Here is a 25,079-nt window from a genome sequence, read left to right as displayed (position 1 = left end):
TCGGGGACGCCGTGCTCGTGGTCGTGAAGGTGGTCGAGGTCCCAGCCGCGGTCGTCGGGCCATGAGGTGATGGCGTCGGCGCCGTCGGCGAGCAGCCGCCAGAACTCCTCCGGGGAGTCGGCGCCACCGGGGAAGCGGCAGCTCATCGCGGTGATCACGATCGGGTCGTCGTCGGTGGCGCGGGGGGCGGGCGGCGCGGTGGCGTGGCCGGTGGCGGCGGCCGGGGCGACGGTGGCGCGGAGGTGGTCGGCGAGGGCGGCGGGGGTCGGGTAGTCGAAGACGAGGGTGGTGGGCAGGGGGCGGCCGAGGGAGCCGCTGAGTGCGTTGCGCAGTTCGACGGCGGTGAGGGAGTCGAAGCCGAGTTCCCGGAAGGAACGGGTGGGTTCGACGTCCTGGGGGCCTGTGTGGTTGAGGACGACGGCGACGTGGGCGCGGACGAGTTCCTCGAAGGCGGCGCGTTGTTCGGGTTCGGGGAGCGCGGCGAGCTGCCGGGCCAGGTCGTCGGCGCCGGGGGTGTCGGCGTGGGCTGCGGCGTGCGGCTCGTGGGCGTCGGGCCGGGCGGTCAGGGCGCGCTGGGCGTCGGGCAGGTCGTCGATGAAGGGGCGGGGGCGGGATGTGGTGTAGGCGTGGGCGAACAGGTCCCAGTCGATGTCGGTGACGGCGACCGTGGTGTCGTCGTGGTCGAGGGCCAACTGTAGTGAAGTGAGGGCCGGTTCGGGGTTCATGGGGCGTACGCCGTGCCGTTGGAGGCGTTCGCCGACGGAGCCCTCGGCCATGCCGCCGTCGGCCCAGGGGCCCCAGGCGATGGCGGTGGCGGGCAGGCCGCGGGCGCGGCGCCGCTGGGCGAGGGCGTCGAGGAGGGCGTTGCCGGGTGCGTAGTTGGCGTGGCCGGGGGCGCCGATGGTGCCTGCGGTGGAGGAGAACAGGACGAACGCGGCCAGGTCGAGGTGGGCGGTGAGGGCGTCGAGGTTGCGGGCGCCACCGGCCTTGACCCGTAGGACGTCGGCGAGTTGCTCGGGAGTGAGGGTGGTGACGACGCCGTCGCGCAGGACGGCGGCGGTGTGGAAGACGGCTGTGAGGGGTCGTTCGGCGGGGACGGCGGCGAGGGCGGCGGCGAGTTGGTCGCGGTCCGCGATGTCACAGGCGACGATGTCGACGTGTCCGGCGCCCAGTGCGGTGAGTTCGGCGCGCAGTTCGGCCGCGCCGGGGGCGTCGGGGCCGGTGCGGCTGAGCAGCAGCAGTCCGGGGGCGCCCTGGCGGGCGAGTCGGCGGGCGACCTGACGGCCGAGGGCGCCGGTGCCTCCGGTGACGAGGAGGGTGCCGGTGGGGGTCCATTGGCGCTGCACGCCGAGGCCGCCGGTGGCGGCGCGGGTGAGGCGGCGGGCGAGCAGGCCGGTGGCGCGGACGGCGAGCTGGTCCTCGTGGCCGATGCCGGCGAGGGCGGCGGTGAACCGGTCGGCGGCAGCGGCGTCGAGGTCGGCGGGCAGGTCGATCAACCCGCCCCACCGCTGGGGCTGTTCGAGGGCGACGACCCGGCCGAAGCCCCACACGAGGGCCTGCTCCGGCGTGTCCACGGTCTCCGTGGTGCCGGTGGCGACGGCGCCGCAGGTGGCGAACCAGACGGGTGCCTCCTGGCCGAGGTCGTCAAGGGCCTGGACCAGGGCGACGGTCGAGGAGAAGCCGCGGGGCAGGCCGGGCAGGCCCTCGTGCTCGGTGTCGTCGAGGGCGAGCAGCGACAGCACGGCGTGCGGCTGGTCCTCGCCGGTGGCGCGCAGGAGGCCGGCGATGCGGGCGCGGTCGTCGCCGGCCGCGACGGGGACGGTGACAGGGGTGGCGCCGGCGCGGGCTAGCGCGTCGGTGACGGCGGTCGTACGGGCGTGGCCGGGGTGGCCGGGGTCCTGGTGGGCGGCGGGTACGGCGACGAGCCAGGTGCCGGTGAGGACGGGCGCCGGGGGCGCGGGCAGGGGCTTCCAGGTGACGCGGTAGCGCCAGCCGTCGACGGTGGCGGTCTCGCGGCTGCGCCTGCGGTAGTCGCTCAGCGCGGGCAGGACGTTGGCGAGGGTGTCCTCGTCGAGGCGGAGGGCGGCGGCCAGCGGTGCGGTCCCGCCGTTCTCGACGGTCTGCCAGAACCGTGCGTCGAGGTCGGTGCCCGGGTGGGCGGTGGCGGCGGGCGCGGTGGGCCAGTAGGTGCGGTGCTGGAAGGCGTAGGTGGGCAGGTCGACGCGGGTGCCGGCGCCGATGAGGGCGGCCCAGTCGACGCGTGCGCCGCCGCGTACGGTCAGCTCGGCGAGGGAGGTGAGGAAGCGGCGCGGGCCGCCCTCGCCGCGGCGCAGGGTGCCGGTGACGACGGTGCCGGTGCGGCCGTCGTCGTCGAGGGTGTCGCTGACGGCGGCGGTGAGCACGGGGTGCGGGCTGGACTCGACGAACGCCCGCACGTCCTGGGCGGCGAGGGCGCGCACGGCGTCGGCGAAGCGGACGGTGTGGCGCAGGTTGTCGTACCAGTAGGCGGCGTCGAGGCGTTCGGTGTCGAGCCAGTCGCAGGTGACGGTGGAGAAGAAGGGCACCTGCGCGGCCTGCGGGCGCACGGGGGCGAGGTCGGTCAGCAGCCGCTCGCGGATCTCCTCGACCTGCGCGGAGTGGGAGGCGTAGTCGACGGGGATCTGCCGGGCCTGCGTGTCGGCGGCGGTGAGGTGGGCGACCAGGTCGCGTACGGCGTCGGCGTCGCCGGAGACGACGACGGAGGCGGGTCCGTTGACGGCGGCGACCGAGATCCGGCCGTCCCAGCGGGCGAGGTGGGCCTCGATGTCGGCGACGGGCAGCAGCACGGAGGCCATGCCGCCGCGTCCGGCGAGCGCGGTGACGGCCCGGCTGCGCAGGACGACGACGCGGGCGGCGTCGTCCAGGGTGAGGGCTCCGGCGACGCAGGCGGCGGCGATCTCGCCCTGGCTGTGCCCGACGACCGCGTCGGGGTGCACTCCGCGGGACTGCCACAGCCGCGCCAGCGACACCATCGTCACGAACAGCAGGGGCTGGACGACGTCGACGCGGTCCAGGGCGGGCGCGCCGTCCGCGCCGCGCAGGACGGCTTCCGCGGACCAGTCGACGTAGGCCTCGACGGCGCTCGCGCAGGCGGTGAAGTGCGTGCGGAACTCGGGGTCGGCGTCGAGGAGTTCGGTGGCCATGCCGGGCCACTGGGGGCCCTGGCCGGGGAAGACGAACACGGTGCGGCCGTCGACGTCGGCGATGCCGCGCACCAGCCCGGCCGCAGGGGCGCCGGCGGCCACGGCCTCCAGGCCGCGCAGCAGTTCCGTGCGGTCGTCGGCGAGGACCACCGCGCGGTGTTCGAAGGCGGCGCGGGTGGCGGCCAGCGACCAGGCCACGTCGTGCGGGGGTGGGGCGTCGGGGGTGCCGGCGTCGGCACGCAGCCGGGCGTGCAGGGCGGCGGCCTGGGCGCGCAGCGCGGCGGCGCTGCGGGCGGAGACGACGTACGGGAGGGTGGGCCGCGGCAGGCGGGGGCCGTCTGAGTCGGCGCCGGTGGGCGGCGCGGGGGAATCGGCCTGCGCAGGCTGTTCCAGGATGACGTGGGCGTTGGTGCCGCTGACGCCGAAGGAGGAGACGCCCGCGGTGCGGGGGCGGTCGGCCGCGGGCCAGGGGCGGGGCTCGGTGAGCAGTTCGACGCGGCCCGCGCTCCAGTCGACGTGGCTGGTGGGCCGGTCGACGTGGAGAGTGCGGGGCAGCGTGCCGTGCTGCATCGCAAGTACCATCTTCATGACGCCGGCGACACCGGCGGCGGCCTGGGTGTGCCCGATGTTCGACTTCACGGAGCCGAGCCACAAGGGCTGTTCGCGGTCCTGGCCGTAGGTGGCGAGCAGGGCCTGCGCCTCGATGGGGTCGCCGAGCGTCGTCCCGGTGCCGTGCGCCTCGACGGCGTCGACGTCGGCGGCGGACAGCCGCGCGTCGGCGAGGGCCTGCCAGATGACGCGCTGCTGGGAGGGGCCGTTGGGCGCGGTCAGGCCGTTGGAGGCGCCGTCCTGGTTGACGGCGCTGCCGCGGACCACGGCGAGCACGGGGTGGCCGAGCCTGCGGGCGTCGGCGAGCCGTTCCACGAGCAGCATGCCCGCGCCCTCGGCCCAGCCGGTGCCGTCGGCCGCGTCGGCGAACGCCTTGCAGCGGCCGTCGGGGGCGAGGCCGCGCTGCCTGCTGAACTCCAGGAACAGGCCGGGCGTCGACATCACGGTGACGCCGCCGGCCAGCGCCAGGTCGCACTCCCGCGCGCGCAGCGCCCGCACGGCCAGGTGCAGGGCGACCAGGGAGGAGGAGCACGCGGTGTCGACGGTGACGGCGGGGCCCTCCAGGCCGAGGGTGTAGGAGATGCGGCCGGAGACGACGCTCGCGGCGTTGCCGGTGCCGACGTGTCCTTCCAGGCTCTCCTGGGAGGCGAGCAGCAGCGCCGGGTAGTCCTGGCCGTTGGTGCCGGCGAAGACGCCCGTGCGGGAGCCGCGCAGGCTCGTCGGGTCGATCCCGGCCCGCTCGAACGCCTCCCAGGAGATCTCCAGCAGGAGCCGCTGCTGCGGGTCCATGGCCATCGCCTCGCGCGGCGAGATCCCGAAGAAGGAGGCGTCGAAGGCGCCGGCGCCGACGAGGGCACCGCCGCGGGTGCTGTACGTCCGGCCGGGGCGGCCGGGCTCGGGGTCGTAGTGGTCGGCGAGGTTCCAGCCGCGGTCGGTGGGCCACTCCGTGACCGTGTCCGTCCCGTAGTCCACAAGCCGCCAGAACTCCTCCGGTGTGTCGGCGCCGCCGGGGAAGCGGCAGCTCATGGCGACGATGGCGACGGGTTCCCGGGACGCGGACTCGGCCTCGCGCAGCCGCCTGCGCGTCTCGTGCAGGTCACCGGTGACCTTCTTGAGGTAGCTGAGGAGCTTTTCCTGCTCGTTCACGCGTACTCACCCACCTGGAAGGTCGTGTCGGTCGTGGTGGTGGACGTGCGGCGGGCCGTGACCGCCGCCGGGCGCGCGGCGGCCGTGGCCGTACGGCCGGGCGCGGCCGGGGCGCGGTGGGCGCCCGGTGCCGTACGACGGGTTCCCGTGGGCCTAGGACGTGTTTCGAAAGTCCCGTCTGGTCCGCGACGCCTGGCACGGCACCTCGCCGCGTTGTCGGGACCGTCCACGTACGCCCGGTACGAGGACGACCCTCCGCCTTGCGATGCACCGCACCAGACGCCGCGGACCCCGCCCTCCGGGCGGACGACGCCACTTTCGAAACACGCCCTAGGCGCGTCCGTGCGGCGCGGTGGGGTGCCGGGGGCGCTGCCGGTCGCGCCGGGCCGCCTGAAGGGTGCGCTCATGAGATGCCGAGGTCGTTGTCGATGAGGGCGAAGATCTCCTCCGCGCCCGCGGACTCGATGCGTTCGTGCATGTCGCCCGCGCCGTCCTGGGTCCGCTCTGCGGTCGGGGTGTCGCCCTCACCGTTCCAGCGGGCGGCGAGGGCGAGCAGGCGGGAGGCGATCCGGCCGCGCTGCGCGTCGTCCTCGGCGAGCCGGCCGAGGGCGGCCTCCAGCTGGTCGAGGGCGTCCAGGGCGGGCACGCCGCCGTCCTCTGAGCCGGTCAGGGACCGCAGGTGGCGGGCGAGGACGCGCGGGGTGGGCTGGTCGAACAGGAGCGTGGCGGGCAGCTGGAGCCCGGCGGCGACGCCGAGCCGGTTGCGCAGCTCGACCGCCATCAGCGAGTCGAGGCCCAGCTCGGTGAAGGCGCGGTCGGGGTCGACGGCGTCGGCCGAGCCGTGTCCGAGGACGGTGGCGACGTGCCCGCGGACCAACTGCAGCAGGAGGCGCCCCTGTTCGGTCTCGGGCCGTCCGGCGAGCCGGGTGCGCAGCTGACCGCCCGTCGCGTCGTCCACGCCGCCGTGCTGCGACGGCTGACGCGACAGCGCCTGCGCCTCGGGCAGGTCGGCGAGCAGCGGGGCGGGCCGTACGGCGGTGAAGCCGGGGACGAAGCGCTCCCAGTCGAGGTCGGCCACGGTCAGGGCGGCCTCGGGGCCGGTGACGGCCCGGTCCAGCGCGGCGAGCGCGAGGTCCGGGTCGAGCGGGACGACTCCCCCGGCGCGCAGCCGGGCCTCGGCGTCGGCGCCGCCGGCCGCCATGCCGCCGCCGGCCCACGGGCCCCAGGCGACCGAGGTGGCGGGCAGGCCGTCGGCGCGGCGCCGGGCGGCGAGCGCGTCGAGGAAGGCGTTGGCGGCGGCGTAGTTGGCCTGGCCGGCCGAGCCGACGGTGGCCGCGAACGACGAGAACAGCACGAACGCGGACAGCTCGCGGTCGCGGGTCAGCCGGTCGAGGTTGCGGGCGGCGGCGAGCTTGGGCCGCAGCACCGATTCCAGGCGTTCGGGGGTGAGCGACTGGAGCAGCCCGTCGTCGAGGACCCCGGCGGCGTGCACCACGGCGTCGACCGGGTGCTCGGCCAGCAGGGCGGCGAGCGCGTCGGCGTCGGCGGTGTCGCAGGCGGCGAGGGTCACCTCGGCGCCGGTGGCGGCGAGTTCGTCGCGCAGTTCCTGTGCGCCCTCGGCGTCGGGTCCGCGGCGGCCGACGAGCAGCAGGCGCCGTGCGCCGCGCTCGGCGAGCCGGCGGGCGACGCGGGCGCCGAGGGCGCCGGTGCCGCCGGTGACGAGCACGGTCTGTCCGGCGCAGTCCCACGTTCCCGCGCCGCCGGCGAAGGGCTGGACGTGGACGAGGCGCCGGGCGAGGATCCCGGTGGCGCGTACGGCGACCTGGTCCTCGCCGGTGGCGCCGGACAGCACCGCGGCGAGCCGTTCGGCGGTGCGGCCGTCGGGTTCGGCGGGCAGGTCGACGAGGCCGCCCCAGCGCTGCGGGTTCTCCAGCGCGGCGACCCGGCCGAGGCCCCAGGCGGCGGCCTGCGCGGGCGAGGCCGGACCTTCGCGGTTCCCGGTGGCCACGGCGCCGGAGGTGGCGCACCACAGGGGTGCGCCGATCTCCAGGTCGCCCAGTGCCTGGGTGAGGGCGAGCAGCGCGGCGAGACCGGCCGGGGTGGCGGTGTCCCCGTCGCCGACGGGCTGCGACTCGTCGAGGGCCAGCAGCGACAGCACGCCCTGCAGGAAGTCGTGTTCGGGCAGCTTGCGCAGCTGTTCGGCGAGGGCGGCGCGGTCGGTGAGAGCGCAGTCCACGACGAGCGGCACGGGGTGCGCGCCGTGCGCGGTCAGGGCGTCGGCCAGCGCGTCGCCCCACGGGTCGCCGGCGCGGGAGGCGGGCACCGCGAGCAGCCACGTGCCCGACAGGACCGGCGGGGTGCCGTCCGGCACGGGACGCCAGGTCACCGTGTAGGCGCCGGCGTCGAGGGCGGAGCGTTCGCGACGCCGGCGCCGCCAGCACGCGAGCGCGGGCAGCAGCTCGCCGATCGGGGAGTCGGCGTCGAGGCCGGGCCGGTCGGTGAGTTCGCCGAGGTCGCCGCGTTCGACGGCGGCCCAGAACTCCTCGTCCACCCCGTCCGCGCCGCCGCTCGCAGGGGCGGTCGCCGGGGTGGCGGCGTCCGGCCAGAAGCGGCTGCGCTGGAAGGCGTACGTCGGCAGTTCGACCGTGCGGGCCGGGCCGGTCGGGCCGGTCGGCGCGGCGGCGAGGCCGCGTACGTGCAGCGCGCCGGCTGCCAGCAGGGCGGTGATCGGTTCGGGCCGGCCGCGGCGCAGCACCGGCACGGCGAGCAGCTGCCGCTCCGGGTCGTCTGCGCCGGTGTCCTGGAGGATGTCGAGGGTGAGCGCGGTCAGCGAGCCGTCGGGGCCGAGTTCGACGAAGGCGCCGACGCCGTCCTGCCGCAGGGTGCGCACCCCGTCGGCGAAGCGCACGGTGCCCCGTACGTGCCGCACCCAGTGGTCCGGCGAGGCGAGTTGGACCTCGTCGGCCCGTTCGCCCGTCACGTTGGAGACGATCGGGATCGCGGGCGCGGCGTAGCGCGCGCTCCGCGCGACCTTCTCGAGCTCCGCAAGCATCGCGTCCATATGCGCTGAGTGAAACGCATGGCTGACCCGCAAACGCCTAGTCTTTCGGCCCAGTCCGGCGAAATGACCGGCGATGTCCGACACGGCGTCCTCGTCGCCGGACACGACGACCGCGCGGGGCCCGTTGACGGCGGCGATGTCGGAGCGCTCGCCGAGGAGTTCGCGCACCTCGTCCTCGGCGGCCTCGACGGCGGCCATGGCGCCGCCCTCGGGCAGCGCGTCCATGAGCCGTCCGCGGGCGGCGACGAGCGCGCAGGCGTCCGGCAGGGACAGCACACCGGCCACGTGCGCGGCGGACAGTTCGCCGATGGAGTGGCCCATGAGGGCGTCCGGGGTGACGCCCCAGGAGCGGACCAACTCGTACAGGGCGACGTGGACGGCGAACAGGGCGGGCTGGGTGTAGGCGGTGCGGTCGAGCAGCCGGGCGAGCCTGGTGCCCTCCTCGGCGAGGACCACGTCGGCCAGCGGCACCGCCAGGTGCGGGGTGAACGCCTCGCAGACCCGGTGGAAGGCGTCGGCGTACACCGGGAAGCTCTCGAGGAGTTCGCGGCCCATGCCGGGGCGCTGCGAGCCCTGCCCGCTGAACAGGAAGGCGGTACGGCCCGACGCGCCCGCACGGCCGCGGACGACGCCCGCGGGGTCCTCGCCGCGGCCGACGGCGGCGAGCCCGGCGAGCAGTTCGTCCCGGTCGGCGCCGACCACGACGGCCCGGTGCTCGAACACCGCCCGGCCGGTGGCGAGCGAGTGGGCGACGTCCGCCGGGTCCAGGCCGGGGCGGGCGGCGACGTGGGCACGCAGCCGTTCGGCCTGCCCGCGCAGGGCGGCGGGGGTACGGCCGCTGAGCGGCCAGGCGAGGACACCGGGCGTGCCGGCGTCTTGCGAGTCGTGCTCGGCCGGGCTTTCGGGGAGGCCCTCCTCGAGGACGACGTGGGCGTTGGTGCCGCTGATGCCGAACGACGACACGGCGGCCCGGCGCGGGCGGCCGGCGCGTGGCCAGGGCTGCGCCTCGGCGAGCAGTTCGATGCGGCCGGCCGTCCAGTCGACGTGGGTGGTCGGGCGGGACAGGTGGAGGGTGCGCGGCAGCATCCCGTGCCGCATCGCCAGGACCGTCTTGATGACGCCGGCGACGCCGGCGGCGGCCTGCGTGTGGCCGATGTTGGACTTCACCGAGCCGAGCCACAGAGGCTGTTCGCGGTCCTGCCCGTAGGTCGCGAGCAGGGCCTGCGCCTCGATGGGGTCGCCGAGCTTGGTGCCGGTGCCGTGCGCCTCCACCGCGTCGACGTCGGCCGGGGCGAGTCCGCCCGCCTCCAGCGCGGCCCGGACGACCCGCTGCTGGGAGGGCCCGTTGGGGGCGGTGAGCCCGTTGGACGCGCCGTCCGAGTTGACGGCGCTGCCCCGGACCACGGCGAGGACGGGGTGCCCGTTGCGGTGGGCGTCGGACAGCCGCTCCAGCAGCAGGATGCCGGCGCCCTCGCCCCAGCCGGTGCCGTCGGCGTCGTCGGAGAACGCCTTGCAGCGGTGGTCGCCGGCGAGGCCGCCCTGCCGGTCGAAGTCGGCGAACGCGCCCGGCGTCGCCATCACCGTCACGCCGCCGGCCAGGGCGAGGTCGCACTCGCCGGACCGCAGGGACTGCGCGGCGAGGTGCAGCGCGACCAGGGAGGACGAGCAGGCGGTGTCCACGGTCACCGCGGGCCCCTCCAGGCCGAGCACGTAGGCGACCCGGCCGGAGGCGACGCTCGCGGCGTGCCCGGTGAGCAACTGGCCCCGGGAATCCTCCGGGACGGCGTGCGCGGCCGACCCGTAGCCCTGGTAGTTGGTGCCGACGAACACACCGGTGCGCGATCCGTGCAGCGACCGCGGATCGATCCCGGCGCGCTCCAGCGCCTCCCAGGAGATCTCCAGCAGCAGCCGCTGCTGCGGGTCCGTCGCGAGGGCCTCGCGCGGGGAGATCCCGAAGAAGTCCGGGTCGAACTCGCCGGCGTCGTACAGGAATCCGCCCTCGATGCCGTCGGCCTGCCAGCCGCGGTCCGCGGGCGGCGCGCCGATCGCGTCGACCCCGTCGGCGAGGAGCTGCCAGAACTCCTCGGGGCTGCGCACCCCGCCGGGGAAGCGGCAGCCGATGCCGACGACGGCGATGCGTGCGTCGTCGTCGGCCGCGTCGCGAACGGTCCGGGACGCGGCGCCCTGGGCGGTCCCCGTGGCGGGCGCGGTGTCGCCGAGGAGTTCGCCGCCGATGTGGCGGGCGAGGGCCTGCGGCGACGGGTAGTCGAACACCAGGGTGGCCGCCAGGCGCAGCCCGGTCGCGGCGTTGAGCCGGTTGCGCAGTTCGACGGCGGTCAGCGAGTCGATGCCGAGACCGCGGAAGTCCCGGCCCGGCTCCACCGCGTCCGCGCTCGCGTGCCCGAGCACCAGCGCGGTCTGGGTGCGCACGAGGTCCAGCACGGCCGTCGCGCGCTCCGCGTCCGCGAGGCCGGCGAGCCGCGCCCGGAAGCTCTGGGCCGCGTCGCCGTCACCCGCGGCGGACACCGTGCGCCGGGCCGGCGCGACGGCGAGCCCCCGCAGCATGGCGGGCAGCGCCGCGGCGGCCTGCCGGTCCCGCAGCACGCGCCGGTCCAGCGCGATCGGCACCAGCGCCGCCTCGGTGCGCCGCCAGGCCGCGTCGAGGGCGCCGAGGCCCTGTTCCGGGATGAGCGGCACCATGCCGCCGCGCGACATGCGCCGCAGGTCGGCCTCGGAGAGTTCCGCTGTCATGCCGCTGCCGGGCGCCCAGGGTCCCCAGGCCAGGGACATGGCGGGCAGGCCGGCCGTGCGGCGGGTGACGGCGAAGGCGTCCAGGAAGGCGTTCGCCGCCGCGTAGTTGGCCTGACCGGCGCCGCCGAAGGTCCCGGCGACGGAGGAGAACACCACGAACGCCGCCAGGTCCGCGTCGCGGGTCAGCTCGTGCAGGTGGGTTACGGCGTCGGCCTTGGGTCGCAGCACGTGCGCGAGCCGGTCGGGGGAGAGCGCGGAGACCACGCCGTCGTCCAGGACGCCGGCGGTGTGGACGACCGCCGTCAGGGGGTGCTGGGCCGGGATCGCACCGAGAACGGCGGAGAGTTGGTCGCGGTCGGCCACGTCCACGGCGGCCACCCGGACCTGGGCACCCAACTCTTCCAGGTGGGCGGCGAGTTCTACTGCGCCGGGGGCGTCGGCGCCACGGCGGCCGACCAGCAGCAGGTGTCGTACGCCGTGCTCGGTGACCAGGTGCCGGGCGACCAGCGCGCCCAGACCGCCCGTGCCACCCGTGACGAGGACCGCTCCCTCGGGGTCGAGCGGCGCGGGAACCGTGAGGACCACCTTGCCGATGTGGCGCGCCTGGGACAGGTACCGGAAGGCGTCCGGGGCGCGGCGCACGTCCCAGCAGGTGACGGGGAGCGGCTTCAGCGCACCGGCCTCGAACAGCTCCACCAGGTCGGCCAGCATCCGCCCGATCCGGTCGGGGCCCGCGTCCCAGAGGTCGAACGCCCGGTAGACGACGCCCGGATGGTCGTTCCCGACGGTCTCGGCGTCGCGGACGTCGGTCTTGCCCATCTCCAGGAAACGTCCACCACGCGGCAGCAGCCGCAGCGAGGCGTCCACGAACTCACCGGCCAGCGAGTCCAGGACGACGTCCACGCCCTCGCCGTCGGTGGCCGCGAGAAACGCAGCCTCGAACCCGGTGTCGCGGGAGGACGCGATGTGCCGGTCGTCCAGGCCGAGTTCGCACAGGGTCTCCCACTTGCCCGCGCTCGCCGTGCCGAACACCTCCGCGCCCAAGTGCCGGGCGAGCTGGGTGGCGGCCATACCGACACCACCGGCGGAGGCATGTACGAGCACCCGCTCACCGGGCCGGACGGCTCCGAGATCGGTCAGCGCGAAGTACGCGGTCAGGAACACGATCGGCACGGAGGCGGCCTGTGCGAAGGTCCAGCCCGCCGGAATGCGGGCGACGGTCCGGGCGTCCGCGACGGCGACCGGGCCGAAGGAGCCGGGGAAGAGACCCATCACGCTGTCGCCGACGGCAAGCCCGGTGACTCCCGGACCGATCTCCGTCACCACACCGGCGCCTTCGAGACCGAAGTCCCTCGCGTCCCCCGGGTACATGTCGAGCGCGTTGAGGACGTCACGGAAGTTGACGCCCGCCGCGCGCACCGCGATCCGGACCTGCCCCTCCGCCAACTCCGACGGCGCGTCGACGGGCCTGAGAGCCAGCCCTTCCAGGGTGCCCTTCTCGGCGATGTCGAGCCGCCAGGCCGACGCACCGGCCGGGACGGGCAGTTCGTGGTCGGTGCCGGCGCGGGCGAGGCGCGGGGTGTGGGCGACTCCCGCACGCACGGCTGTCTCGGCCTCGTCGCAGGCGAGGGCTGCCGCGAGCGCCGTCCACGACTCGGGGGCGGCGTCGACGTCGGCCAGGGCGAACCGTCCGGGGTGCTCGGCGCGGGCGGCCCGCACCAGGCCCCACACCGCGGCGAGCGCGGGATCGGGCGGGCCGGCGTCCAGCGCGACGGCGCCCTCGGTGACGACCACCAGCCGGGCGCCCTCGTAGCGCTCCTCCGCCAGCCAGGTGCGGATCAGCTCCAGGGTGGCCGCCGTGGCGGCGTGGGCCGCCGACGCCGGGTCCCCCTCGGGGCGTACGACGCGGACCAGGACGTCCGCTCCGGCCCCGACGGCGTGCTCGGGCAGGGAGGTGGGCACGTCCGCCGGGGTCGTCGGGAAGCCGTCTCCCTCGCGCGCTGGAGCCTGCTCGGTGCGCAGCGGGGTCCAGTCGACGCGGTGGAGGAGGTCCGCGTGGCCGGTGCCGACCGGGGCGCCGGGGGTTGCCGTGAGCGGGCGCAGGGTGAGGGAGGTGACGGTGGCGACGGGGGCGCCGGTCGGGTCGGTGAGATCGAGGGCGACCGATCCCGGGCCGGTGCGGCGCAGCCGGGCGTGCAGGCCTGCCGCCCCGGTGGCGTGCAGGGTGACGCCCTCCCAGGAGAACGGCAGGCCCGGGCCGGCCGGCCCGGCCTCGCCGTCGGTGCTCGCGGGTGCGGTGCCGAGGGCGTGCAGGAGCGAGTCCAGCAGGGCGGGGTGGATGCCGTAGCTGCGTGCGTCGCCGGCCGCCTCGGCGGGCAGGGCCGCCTCGGCGAAGAGGGCGTCGCCGTGCTGCCGTACGGCGGTGAGCCCGCGGAACAGCGGGCCGTACGTCAGCCCCGTGCCGCCCAGTTGGTCGTAGAGCCCGTCGGTGGGGACGCCGGTGGCGTCGGTGGGCGGGCGGGTGTCGGCGGCGGGGGCCGGGTCGGCGGGCTCCGGCCGCAGGGTGCCGGTCGCGTGCTGCGTCCACGGCTCGTCGTCGGCGTCGTCGGCGGGACGTGCGTGGACGCCGATGTCGCGTCGTCCGGTGGGGTCGGGGGCGCCCACGGTGACCTGGAGCTGGGCGGCTCCCTGCTCGGGCAGCACCAGCGGGGTGTGCAGGGTGAGTTCCTCCACCGTGGCGCAGCCGACGCGGTCGGCGGCGTGGAGGGCGAGTTCCAGGAAAGCGGTGCCGGGCAGCAGGACCGAACCGGAGACCACGTGTTCGGCCAGCCACGGCTGGAGCCGGGTGGAGAGCCGTCCGGTGAGGACGGCCGTGCCGCTGTCCGCGAGGGTGACGGCGGCGCCGAGCAGCGGGTGCCCGGCGGCGGACAGTCCGGCGGAGCGCAGGTCGTCCGGGTGGGCGCCGCCCGGGCGCGGCCAGTAGCGGCTGTGCTGGAAGGCGTAGGTGGGCAGTTCGACGGTGCGTGCGGCGGGCAGCAGCGCGGCCCAGTCGACGTCGGCGCCCTGGGTGTGGAGGGTGGCGGTCGCGGTGAGCAGCGCGTGGGCCTCGGGGCGGTCGGCGCGCAGGGCGGGGACCGCGACCGGTTCTCCGTCCGTGAGCGAGGCGTGGACGAGTGCGGTGAGGGTGCCGTCGGGGCCGAGTTCGAGGAACCGGGTGACGCCGTCGGTGTGCAGGGCGTGCACGGCGTCGGCGAAGCGGACCGCCTGCCGGACGTGCCGCACCCAGTGCTCCGGGGACATCAGGTCCTCGGGGTCGGCGCTCTGGCCGGTCAGCGTGGAGACGATCTCCCACTGGGGTCGCTCGTACGACAGTTCCTCGGCGACCGCCCGGAAGTCGGCGAGCATCGGCTCCATCAGCGGCGAGTGGAACGCGTGACCGACGCGCAGGGCGGTGACCTTGCGGCCCTGCGCCCGGAAGTGCGCCGCCGCCTCGTCCACGGCCTCGGCGGCACCCGCGACGACGACCGCACGCGGGCCGTTGACGGCGGCGATGCCCACCCGTTCGTCGTCTTCCAGCAGCGGCAGCACCTCCTCCTCCGACGCCTGTACGGCGACCATCGCGCCGCCCGCAGGCAGGGCCTGCATCAACCGGCCACGCGCCGCGACGAGACGGCAGGCGTCGGCCAGCGACCACACTCCGGCCACGTGTGCGGCCGCGATCTCACCGATCGAATGACCGGCGAGCACGTCCGGGCGTACGCCCCACGACTCCAGCAACCGGAACAGGGCCACTTCGAGAGCGAACAGCGCGGGCTGGGCGTACTCCGTGCGGTTCAGGGTCTCCTGGTCCTCGACGAACACGATCTCCCGCAACGGGCGGGGCAGTTCCGTGTCGAAGTGCGCGCAGGCCGCGTCGAAGGCGTCCGCGAAGGCCGGGTACGTCTCGTACAACTCCCGTCCCATCGTGGAGCGTTGGGAGCCCTGGCCCGCGAAGAGGAACGCGGTGCGGCCTTCGGGGTGCGCGCGGCCGACGACGACGTCCGTGGTGGGCTCGTCGGCGATCAGGGAGGCCAGGGCCGCCCGGAGTGTGTCGCGGTCGGCGCCGAGGACGACGGCGCGGTGTTCGTGCGCGGTGCGGGTGGTGGCGAGGGACAGGCCGATGTCGGCGGCGGCGAGCTCGGGCCGTGCCTCGGTGTGCGCGAGCAGGCATGTGGCCTGATCGCGCAGGGCGTCGGCGGAGGCGCCGGAGATCACCCAGGGTAGCGGGTTGGTGCCGGCCGCGGTGGGTGTCGTAGTCGGCACGGTGCCTTGCCGCTCCACGGACTCCTGCCGCCGTCCGGACTCCTGCGGCTCACCGGACTCCTGCGGCTCACCGGACTCCTGCGGCTGTTCGACTGTGGGCGGGTCCTCCACGATGACGTGGGCGTTGGTGCCGGAGACGCCGAAGGCGGAGATGCCGGCGCGGCGCGGCCGGTCGCCGGCGGTCCACGGGCGGCTCTCGGTGAGCAGTTGCACGGCGCCGGTGGACCAGTCGACGTGGGAGGACGGCTGTTCGGCGTGCAGGGTGGGCGGCAGGACGCCGTGGCGCATCGCCTCGACCGTCTTGATGATGCCGGCGACGCCCGCGGCGGCCTGGGTGTGCCCGATGTTCGACTTCAACGAGCCGAGGTGGAGCGGCTGTTCGCGGTCCTGGCCGTAGGTCGCGAGGAGGGCCTGGGCCTCGATGGGGTCGCCGAGGGCCGTGCCGGTGCCGTGCGCCTCGACGGCGTCGACGTCGGCCGGGGTGAGCCCGGCGTCGGCCAGCGCGGCGCGGATGACACGCTGCTGGGAGGGGCCGTTGGGCGCGGTGAGGCCGTTGGACGCGCCGTCCTGGTTGACGGCGGAGCCGGCGACGACCGCGAGCACCGGGTGCCCGTTGCGGCGGGCGTCGGACAGGCGCTCGACGACGAGCACGCCGGCGCCCTCGGCCCAGCCGGTGCCGTCGGCGTCGTCGGAGAACGCCTTGCAGCGGCCGTCGGCGGCGAGGCCGCGCTGGCGGCTGAACTCGATGAAGGCGCCAGGGGTGGACATCACGGTGACGCCGCCCGCGAGGGCCAGGTCGCACTCGCCTGAGCGCAGGGACCGCACGGCGAGGTGGAGCGCGACGAGGGAGGACGAGCAGGCGGTGTCGACGGTGAGGGTGGGGCCTTCGAGGCCGAGGACGTAGGCGATGCGGCCGGAGACCACGGCGGCGGCGTTGCCGGTGCCGAGGAAGCCGTCGCCGGCGTCGGGGGTGCTCAGCAGCAGCGCGGGATAGTCCTGGCCGTTGGAGCCCATGAACACGCCGGTGCGGGAGCCGCGCAGGGCGTCCGGAGCGATGGCGGCGCGCTCGAGGGCCTCCCAGGAGATCTCCAGCAGCAGCCGCTGCTGCGGGTCCGTCGCCAGGGCCTCGCGCGGGGAGATGCCGAAGAAGCCGGGGTCGAAGTCGCCGACGCCGGTGAGGAATCCGCCGTGCCGGCAGTAGCTGGTGCCGGGGCGTCCGGGTTCGGGGTGGTAGAGGGCGTCGAGGTCCCAGCCGCGGTCGGTGGGGAACTCGCTGATGGCCTCCCCGGCGCCGGCCACCAGTTCCCACAGCTCGCCGGGGCCGGCGATGCCGCCGGGGAGGCGGCAGCCCATGCCGACGATGACGATCGGGTCGTCGCCGGTGAGGTCGGCGCCGGACACGGCGGGCAGGCCGTCGCGGGCGGGGTCGGTGGCATCCCCGAAGAGTTCGTCGTGCAGGTGGGCGGCGAGGTCGACGGGCGTGGGGTGGTCGAAGACGAGCGTGGCGGGCAGCGCGAGGCCCGTCTCGGTGGTGAGGCAGTTGCGCAGTTCCACTGCGGTCAGCGAGTCGAAGCCCGCGTCACGGAAGGCGCGCCGGGTCTCCAGCAGCGCGGCGTCGGCGTGGCCGAGGACGGCGGCGGCGCGGGTGCGGACCAGTTCCAGCAGTGCGCGGGTGCGTTCGGCGGGTGTGCGGCCCGTCAGGCGTTCGCGCAGGGCGCTGCCCGCCTGGCCGTGGCCGGCGGCCGTCGGCCCCGAGCGCGGGGCGTCGACGGCTTCGGGGACACCGGTGAGCAGGGGGCTGGGGCGGGTGCTGGTGAAGCCGGGGGTGAACCGGGCCCAGTCGACGTCCGCGACGACCTGCCCGGTGGCGTCCTGTTCCAGCACGCGGCGCAGCGCGGCGAGCGCGGTGCCGGGGTCCAGGGCGGCGAGGCCGCGCCGGCGCAGGTACTCCTCGGCGCCGTCCTGGGCGGCCATGCCGCCTCCGCCCCAGGGGCCCCAGGCCACGGAGAGGGCGGTGGCCCCGCGGGCGCGCCGCTGTTCGGCGAGCGCGTCGAGAAAGGCGTTGGCGGCGGCGTAGGCGCTCTGGCCGCCGCTGCCCCACACGCCGGCGATGGAGGAGAACAGCACGAACGCGTCGAGCGGCCGGTCGCCGTGGGCGCGCAGTACGGCGTCGAGGTGGGCGGCGCCCTGGGCCTTGGCGGCGAGCACGCCGCGGAACCGGTCGTCGTCGACGTCGGCGAGCGGCACGCTGTCGGTGACGCCGGCCACGTGGACGACGGCGTCGACGGTGTGCCGGGACAGCAGGTCCTCGACGGCGGCTCGGTCGGAGACGTCGCACGCCTCGACGGTGACGCGGGCGCCGAGCGCGGTGAGCCGGGCCGTGAGCTCGGCGGCGCCGGGCGCGTCGGGGCCCCGGCGTCCGGTCAGGACGAGGTGGTCGGCGCCCTGTTCGGCAGCCCAGTGGGCGATCCGGGCGCCGAGCGCTCCGGTGCCGCCGGTGATCAGGACGGTGCCGCGCGGCCGCCAGCTGACTCCGCCGCGAGGCGTGCCGGCGTCGGTGCGGGGCACGTCGGCGTCGTCGGCGTGGCGCAGGCGGCGGGCGAGGACCCCGGAGGCGCGCACGGCGACCTGGTCCTCGTCCGCGCAGGCCAGGACGGACACGAGCCGTGCGGCGGCGCGCCGGTCGACGTTCGGGGGCAGGTCGACGAGGCCGCCGAAGCGGTCGCCGAGTTCCAGGGCGGCGACCCTGCCCAGGCCCCACAGCGCGGCCTGCGCCGGGTCGGGCGCGGCGTCGGAGCGGGCGGTCGCGACGGCGCCGCGGGTGGCCAGCCACAGCGGTGCGGCCACCCGGGCGTCGCCGAGCGCCTGCACGAGCCGTACGGCGCGCAGGGCGAGGGCGGCCGGGCCGTCGTCGGCGGCGGTGCCGGGCAGGACGAGGACGCCCGCCGGCGTGCCGGTGTCCGCGAGGCGGGCGGCGAGCGCCGCGCGCTCCTCCCCCGCCGTGAAGGCGAACGGCACCGGTTCGGCGCCGCGGGCCGTGAGGGCGTCACGGACGGTGCGGGTGAGGTCGTCGTCGGCCGCGTCCTCGGGCGCGACGAGCAGCCAGCTGCCGGTGAGGGGGGTGTCCGGGGCGGGGTCGAGGGGCTGCCAGGCGATGCGGTAGCGCAGCCGGTCGACGCGTCCGCGTTCGCGGCGTCCGCGCCACCACGTCGACAGGGCGGGCAGGAGCGGCCGCAGCAGCCCCTCGTCGACCTCCAGGGTGTCGGCGAGGGCGGCGACGTCCTCCTGTTCCACCGCCGACCAGAAGCCGGTGTCCTGGCCGCGCTCTCCTTCCTCGGTGGCGGGGGTGCCCGCCGGGGGCTCCAGCCAGTAGCGGGCGCGGCGGAACGCGTACGTCGGCAGATCCACGGCCCGTGCGCCGGTGCCCGCGAAGACGGCCTGCCAGTCGACGGACGCACCGTGGGCGAAGGCGTCGGCGACGGCGGCCATGAGGGCGACCGGCTCCGGCCGCTCCTTGCGCAGGGCGGATACGGCCGTCAGGCCCTCGCCGTCCAGGCAGGCGCGGGTCAGCGCGGTGAGCGTGCCGTCGGGGCCCAGCTCCACGAACCGGGTGACGCGGCGCTTCTCCAGCAGCCGTACGCCGTCGGCGAACCGGACCGCCTCGCGGACGTGCCGCACCCAGTACTCGGGCGTGCACAGGCCGGCCGGGCGGGCGGTCTCGCCGGTCGTGCCGGAGACGATCGTCAGCCGCGGCGGGTGGTAGGCGACGCTCTCGGCGACCTCGCGGAACGCGGTGAGCATCGGCTCCATGAGCGGCGAGTGGAAGGCGTGGCTGACATGCAGGGGAGTGACCTGGCGGTCCTGGGTGCGGAAGTGCGCGGCGATCTCCTCGACGGCGTCGGCCGCGCCGGAGACCACCACGGAGCGCGGCCCGTTGACGGCGGCGATGCCGACCCGGCCGTTGTCGCCGAGGAGCGGCAGCACCTCCTCCTCGGTGGCCCGGAGGGCGGCCATCGCGCCGCCGTCGGGCAGGGCCTGCATGAGGCGGCCGCGGGCGGCGACCAGCTTGCAGGCGTCGGCGAGGGACCACACGCCCGCGACATGGGCGGCGGCCAGCTCGCCCACGGAGTGCCCGAGCAGGAACTTCGGGGTGAGGCCCCACGCCTCCAGCTGCCGGAACAGGGCCACTTCGAGGGCGAACAGGGCCGGCTGGGCGTACTCGGTGCGGTTCAGCAGCTCCGCGTCGTCGCCGAAGACGACTGCCTTGAGGTCGAAGGGGAGTTCGGCGTCGACGGCGTCGAACGCGGCGGCGAACTCGGGGTGCGTGTCGTACAGTTCGCGGCCCATGCCGGGGCGCTGCGAGCCCTGCCCGGCGAAGAGAAAGGCGGTGGCGCCGCGCGCGGTGCGGCCACGGACGGTGGCGGTGCCGGGCTCCCCCGCGGCGAGCGCGGTCAGTTCCCGTACGGCGTCGTCGTGGCCGGTGGTGAGGACGACCGCCCGGTGTTCCAGGGCGGCGCGGGTGGTGGCGAGGGCGTGGCCCACGTCCAGCGGGCGCGGCGGTTCGGGGTCGTGGCGCAGCCGTTCGAGGAGCCGGGCGGCCTGGGCGCGCAGGGCGGCCTCGCTGCGCGCGGACACCGGCCAGGGCACGGCGGACAGCTCGCGCGGCGCTGTGTCGGGGGCGGCCGCGGCGGTGTCGTCGGCGGGGGCCGGGGCGGCCTCGATGACGGCGTGGGCGTTGGTGCCGCTGATGCCGAACGAGGACACACCGGCGCGGCGCGGCCGGTCCGAGCGCGGCCAGTCGACCGGTTCGGTGAGCAGGCGCACGGCTCCCGCCGACCAGTCGACGTGCCGGGAAGGCTCGGAGACGTGCAGGGTGCGCGGCAGCATCCCGTGCCGCATCGCCTGGACCATCTTGATGATGCTGCCGACGCCGGCCGCGGACTGGGTGTGCCCAAGGTTCGACTTCAACGACCCCAGCCAGAGCGGCTGTTCGCGATCCTGCCCGTAGGTGGCGATGAGGGCCTGCGCCTCGATGGGGTCACCGAGGGAGGTGCCGGTGCCGTGCGCGTCGACGGCGTCGACGTCGGCGGGGACCAGGCCGGCGGCGGACAGCGCGGCCCTGATCACCCGCTGCTGGGCGGGGCCGTTGGGCGCGGTGAGGCCGTTGGAGGCGCCGTCGGAGTTGATGGCGGTGCCGCGTACGACGGCGAGCACGGGGTGGCCGAGCCTGCGGGCGTCGGACAGCCGCTCCACCAGGAGCATGCCGGCGCCCTCGGCCCAGCCGGTGCCGTCGGCGTCGTCGGAGAACGCCTTGCAGCGGCCGTCGGGGGCGAGGCCGCGCTGGCGGCTGAACTCATAGAACATCGCGGGGGTCGCCATCACCGCGACGCCGCCCGCGAGGGCCATGCCGCACTCGCCGCGGCGCAGCGCCTGGCACGCCCAGTGCAGTGCGACCAGCGAGGACGAGCACGCCGTGTCGACCGTGACGGTGGGTCCCTCAAGGCCGAGGGTGTAGGCGATGCGGCCGGAGGCGACCGAGGTGGCGTTGCCGGCCAGCAGCAGGCCCTGCACGCCTTCGGGGAACTCGCTGACCCCCGCGCCGTACCCGGAGGTCGCGGCGCCGACGAAGACGCCGGTGTTGCTGCCGCGCACCGAGCCGGGGTCGATCCCGGCCCGTTCGAACACCTCCCAGGAGATCTCCAGCAGCAGTCGCTGCTGCGGGTCCATCGCGAGGGCCTCGCGCGGGGAGATCCCGAAGAAGTCGGCGTCGAACCTCGACGCCTCGTGCAGGAAGCCGCCGCCGAGCGCGTAGAAGGTGCCCGGGTTGTCGGTGTCGGGGTCGGGGTCGTAGCCCGTCTCCACGTCCCAGCCGCGGTCGGCGGGGAAACCGGAGACGGCGTCACCGCCCTCCGCGACGAGCCGCCACAGCTCCTCCGGGCCGTCCACGCCGCCGGGGTAGCGGCAGCTCATCGCGACGATCGCGATCGGGTCCCGGTCCCGTGTCTCCGCCTCGCGCAGCTGCCGGCGGGTCTGCCGCAGCTCCGCGGTCAGCCGCTTGAGGTACTCGACGTACTTTTCGTCCATCTTGTCGTCTTCAGCCACCAACGCCACATCCCTGAGCCGATGCCAACGGTTTCCCGCGGCTGATCACGACATCCCGAGTTCTTTGTCGATGAGGTCGAACAGCTCGTCCGCCGTCTCCACGGAGTCGAGTTCTCCGTCGTCGACCTCGGCGAGTGCCGCTCCGGACGGCCCGGAGCCGGTGCCGTTGTCGTGTCCGGCACCGCTGCCCTTCGTTGCGAGTTCCTGCCACTTCGCCGTCAGCCGCTGCAGCCGGGAAGTGATCGTCGCGTGGTCGTCGCCGCCGATCGCGGCGGCGGCGAACGCGGCCTCGAGCCGGTCGAGTTCGGCCAGCAGCGGTGCCGCGGTGGTCGCTGCGGCAGCCGGGCCGTCGGCCCGCTGTGTGCCGGAGGGCGCCTCCGGCAGGGCGATCCGCTCCAGCAGATGACCGGCCAGCACCGTCGGTGTCGGGTGGTCGAACACCAGCGTGGCCGGGAGCCGCAGCCGCGTGGCCGCATTGAGCCGGTTGCGCAGTTCCACCGCGGTGAGCGAGTCGAAGCCGAGTTCCTTGAACGCCTGCTCCGGTTCGATCTCGTCGGCCGAGGCGTGGCCGAGCGTGGCCGCCGCCTGCGCGCACACCAGGTCGACCAGGTACTGCTCCCGGTCGGCTGGGGCGAGCGCGGCCAGCCGGGCGCCGAGGTCCTGCGGCTCGGCGTGCGCGCCGGCCGCCGCGTCGGCCGCCTTGCGTGCGGGCGCACGGACCAGGCCGCGCAGCAGCGGCGGTACCTCGTGGGCGTGGGCGCGCAGCGCCTTCAGGTCGAGGTCCACCGGCAGCAGCAGCGCCCGGTGCGCGGGGGCCGTCATGGTCGCCAGGCCCGCCCCGTCCAGCAGTCGCAGGCCCTGTTCGGCGCTGAGCGGCCGCATGCCGCCCCGGGCCATGCGCCGCAGGTCCGCCTCGGACAGCTCGGCCGTCATGCCGGTGCCGGGTGCCCAGGCGCCCCACGCGAGGGACACGGCGGGCAGACCGGCGGCGCGGCGGCCGGCGGCGAAGGCGTCGAGGAAGGCGTTCGCCGCCGCGTAGTTGGCCTGACCGGCGCTGCCGAACGTGCCGGCGACGGAGGAGAACGTCACAAACGCCGCCAGGTCCGCTTCGCGGGTCAGCTCGTGCAGGTGGGTCACCGCGTCGGCCTTCGGCCTCAGGACGCCGACCAGTCGGTCCGGCGTGAGCGCGGAGACCACGCCGTCGTCGACGACGCCCGCTGCGTGGACAACCGCCGTCAGCGGGTGCGCGGCGGGCACCGTCCGCAGCATGGCGGCCAGCTGGTCGCGATCGGCCGCGTCTACGGCGGCCACCTCGACCTGCGCGCCCCACTCACGGAGTTCCGCGACGAGTTCACCCGCGTCGGGCGCATCGGCGCCGCGACGGCTGGCCAGCAGCAGGTGCCGTACGCCGTGCTCGCTGACCAGGTGCCGGGCGACCAGCGCACCCAGACCACCGGTGCCGCCGGTCACGAGGACCGTGCCCTGCGGGTCGAGCGGGGCGGGCACGGTGAGAACCACCTTTCCGACATGGCGGGCCTGGGAGAGGTGACGGAAGGCGTCCGGGGCCTGGCGCACGTCCCAGCAGGTCAGCGGAAGCGGCTTGAGCGCACCCGCCTCGAACAGCTCCACCAGATCGGCGAGCATCTGCCCGATCCGCTCCGGACCCGCCTCCCACAGGTCGAACGCCCGGTACAGCACCCCGGCGTGCTCGGAGGCCACCGCTTCGGGGTCGCGGACGTCGGTCTTGCCCATCTCCAGGAATCGGCCACCGCGCGGCAGCAGCCGCAGCGAGGCGTGCACGAACTCACCGACCAGCGAGTCCAGTACGACGTCCACACCGTCACCGCCGGTCGCGGCGAGGAACGCCGCTTCGAAGCCGGTGTCGCGGGAGGACGCGATGTGCTCGTCGTCCAGGCCGAGTTCACGCAGGGTGCCCCACTTGCCGGCGCTCGCCGTGCCGAACACCTCGGCGCCCAGGTGGCGGGCCAGCTGGGTGGCGGCCATGCCCACACCACCGGCCGCCGCGTGCACGAGCACCCGCTCACCGGCCTGCACGGAGCCGAGGTCCGTGAGCGCGTAGTATGCCGTGAGGAACACAATCGGCACGGACGCCGCCTGCGCGAAGGACCAGCCCGCCGGAATCCGGATCAGCGTCCGGGCGTCCGCGACGGCGACCGGTCCGAAGGTGCCCGGGAACATGCCCATCACGCGGTCGCCCACGGCCAACCCGGTGACACCGGGCCCGACCTCGGTCACCACACCGGCGCCCTCGCCGCCGAGCGGCCCCGCCTCTCCTGGGTACATGCCGAGCGCGTTGAGGACGTCGCGGAAGTTCAGGCCCGCCGCGCGCACGGCGATCCGCACCTGACCGTGCGTCAATTCTGCAGCGGCCGCGGGAAACGGAAGCAGGGCGAGGTTGTCCAGGGTGCCCTTCTCGACGCTGTCGAGATGCCAGGCCGGCTCGCCCACCGGGAGCGGAAGCCCGCCGCCCACCGGGACGCGGCCGAGGCGCGGGGCGTACAGGTCGCCGTCACGCAGGGCGACTTCCGGCTCGCCGCAGGCCAGGGCGGCTGCCAGGGCGGTGCGGGAGGCGTCGGTGCCGTCGGTGTCCAGCAGCGCGAACCGGCCCGGCGCCTCGGCGCGGGCGGCCCGGACCAGGCCCCACACGGCGGCGAGCGCGGCGTCGGGCACGGCCTCGAGGGCGACGGCGCCCTCGGTGACCACGACCAGGCGGGAGCTTTCGAAGCGGTCGTCGTCGAGCCAGGCGCGTACGGCGTCCAGAACCTGGCCGGTGGCGGCCCGGACCGCTTCCGACGCATCGGCGGCTGCGGCTCGCGCGGCCGACACGGGGAACAGCACCGTCGCCGGGACTTGAGCGGGTAGCGTCTCCAGCGCCGGGTGGACGGCCGCGCCGGGCAGGAGGTCCGCGCCACCGATCACCGCTGCCGTGACGGCCGTGGTCTCGGGCGCGGTGAGCTTGGTCCAGTCGACCTGGAAGAGGCTCGCGCGGTGGGCGTCGGAACCGGCGCGGGCGGCGAGGTCGCCGGAGACCTGGCGCAGCAGCAGCGACTCGACGGAGGCGACGGCGCCACCCGCCGGGTCGGCCAGTTGCAGGGCGACGGCCTCCGGTCCGGCCTGCACCATGCGCACACGCAGGGCCCGGGCGCCGGACGCCCGCAGCGACACGCCGCTCCAGGAGAACGGCAGCCGTCCCTGCCCGGCCTCCGCCAGCGACACGAACATCATCGCGTGCAGGGCGGAGTCCAGCAGCGCCGGGTGGATGCCGAAGTCGCCCGCGAGCCGCTCGTGGTCGTCGGGCAGGCCGACCTCGGCGAAGACCTCCTCGCCGCGCCGCCAGACGGCGCGCAGACCGCGGAAGACCGTACCGTAGGCGAATCCGGCCTCGGCGAAGCGGTCGTAGAAGTCGTCCACGGAGACGGGTTCGGCGTTCGGCGGGGGCCAGGCGGTCAGGTCGGCCGCGCCGGGGGCGGCGGACGACGGGCCGACGACGAGGGAACCGCCGGCGTTCAGCGTCCAGGGGTCGGTGTCGAGGGCGTCCTCGGCCCGAGAGTGGATCTCCAGCGTGCGGGTTTCGGCGTCGTCCGGTGCGCCGACCCGGACCTGCACCAGCTGCCCGGTGCGCTCGTGCACGACCAGCGGGGCTGCGATCGTCAGCTCCTCCACCCGGTCGTAGCCGAGCTGCCCGGCCGCGCACAGGGCGAGTTCGAGGAAGCCGGTGCCCGGGAAGAGAACGGTGCCGGTGACCGCGTGGTCGCGCAGCCAGGGGTGCGTACGCAGCGACAGCCGCCCGGTGAACAGCGCCTCCTCGCTGCCGGCCACGCGTACGGCGGCTCCCAGCAACGGGTGTTCGGCCGAGCCGACGCCCGCCGAACCGAGGTCGCCGAGGGTGACGCCGGTGAGGTTCG

The 25,079-nt window shown here is 75.8% G+C and carries 3 protein-coding genes; all 3 read right to left on the bottom strand.

Going from position 1 to position 25,079, the window contains the following annotated elements; all coding sequences use genetic code 11:
• The coding region (locus AC5WRT_RS36965) for a type I polyketide synthase (protein ID WP_496101029.1) at positions 1–4,937 on the bottom strand (4,937 nt) is incomplete at its 3' end.
• A 403-nt stretch (positions 4,938–5,340) separates the two neighbouring features.
• A complete protein-coding gene (locus tag AC5WRT_RS36960) occupies positions 5,341–21,153 on the bottom strand; it encodes a type I polyketide synthase (protein WP_496101028.1) in 15,813 nt (5,270 codons plus the stop codon).
• 45 nt (positions 21,154–21,198) lie between these two features.
• Positions 21,199–25,079 (bottom strand): SDR family NAD(P)-dependent oxidoreductase (locus AC5WRT_RS36955; RefSeq protein ID WP_496098533.1); only part of this gene is annotated, 3,881 nt, incomplete at its 5' end.

The organism is Streptomyces sp. NTD91, assembly GCF_059510455.1.
The sequence above is the reverse complement of the archived record's forward strand: the minus strand, read 5'-3'. Positions and strand labels throughout refer to the sequence as shown.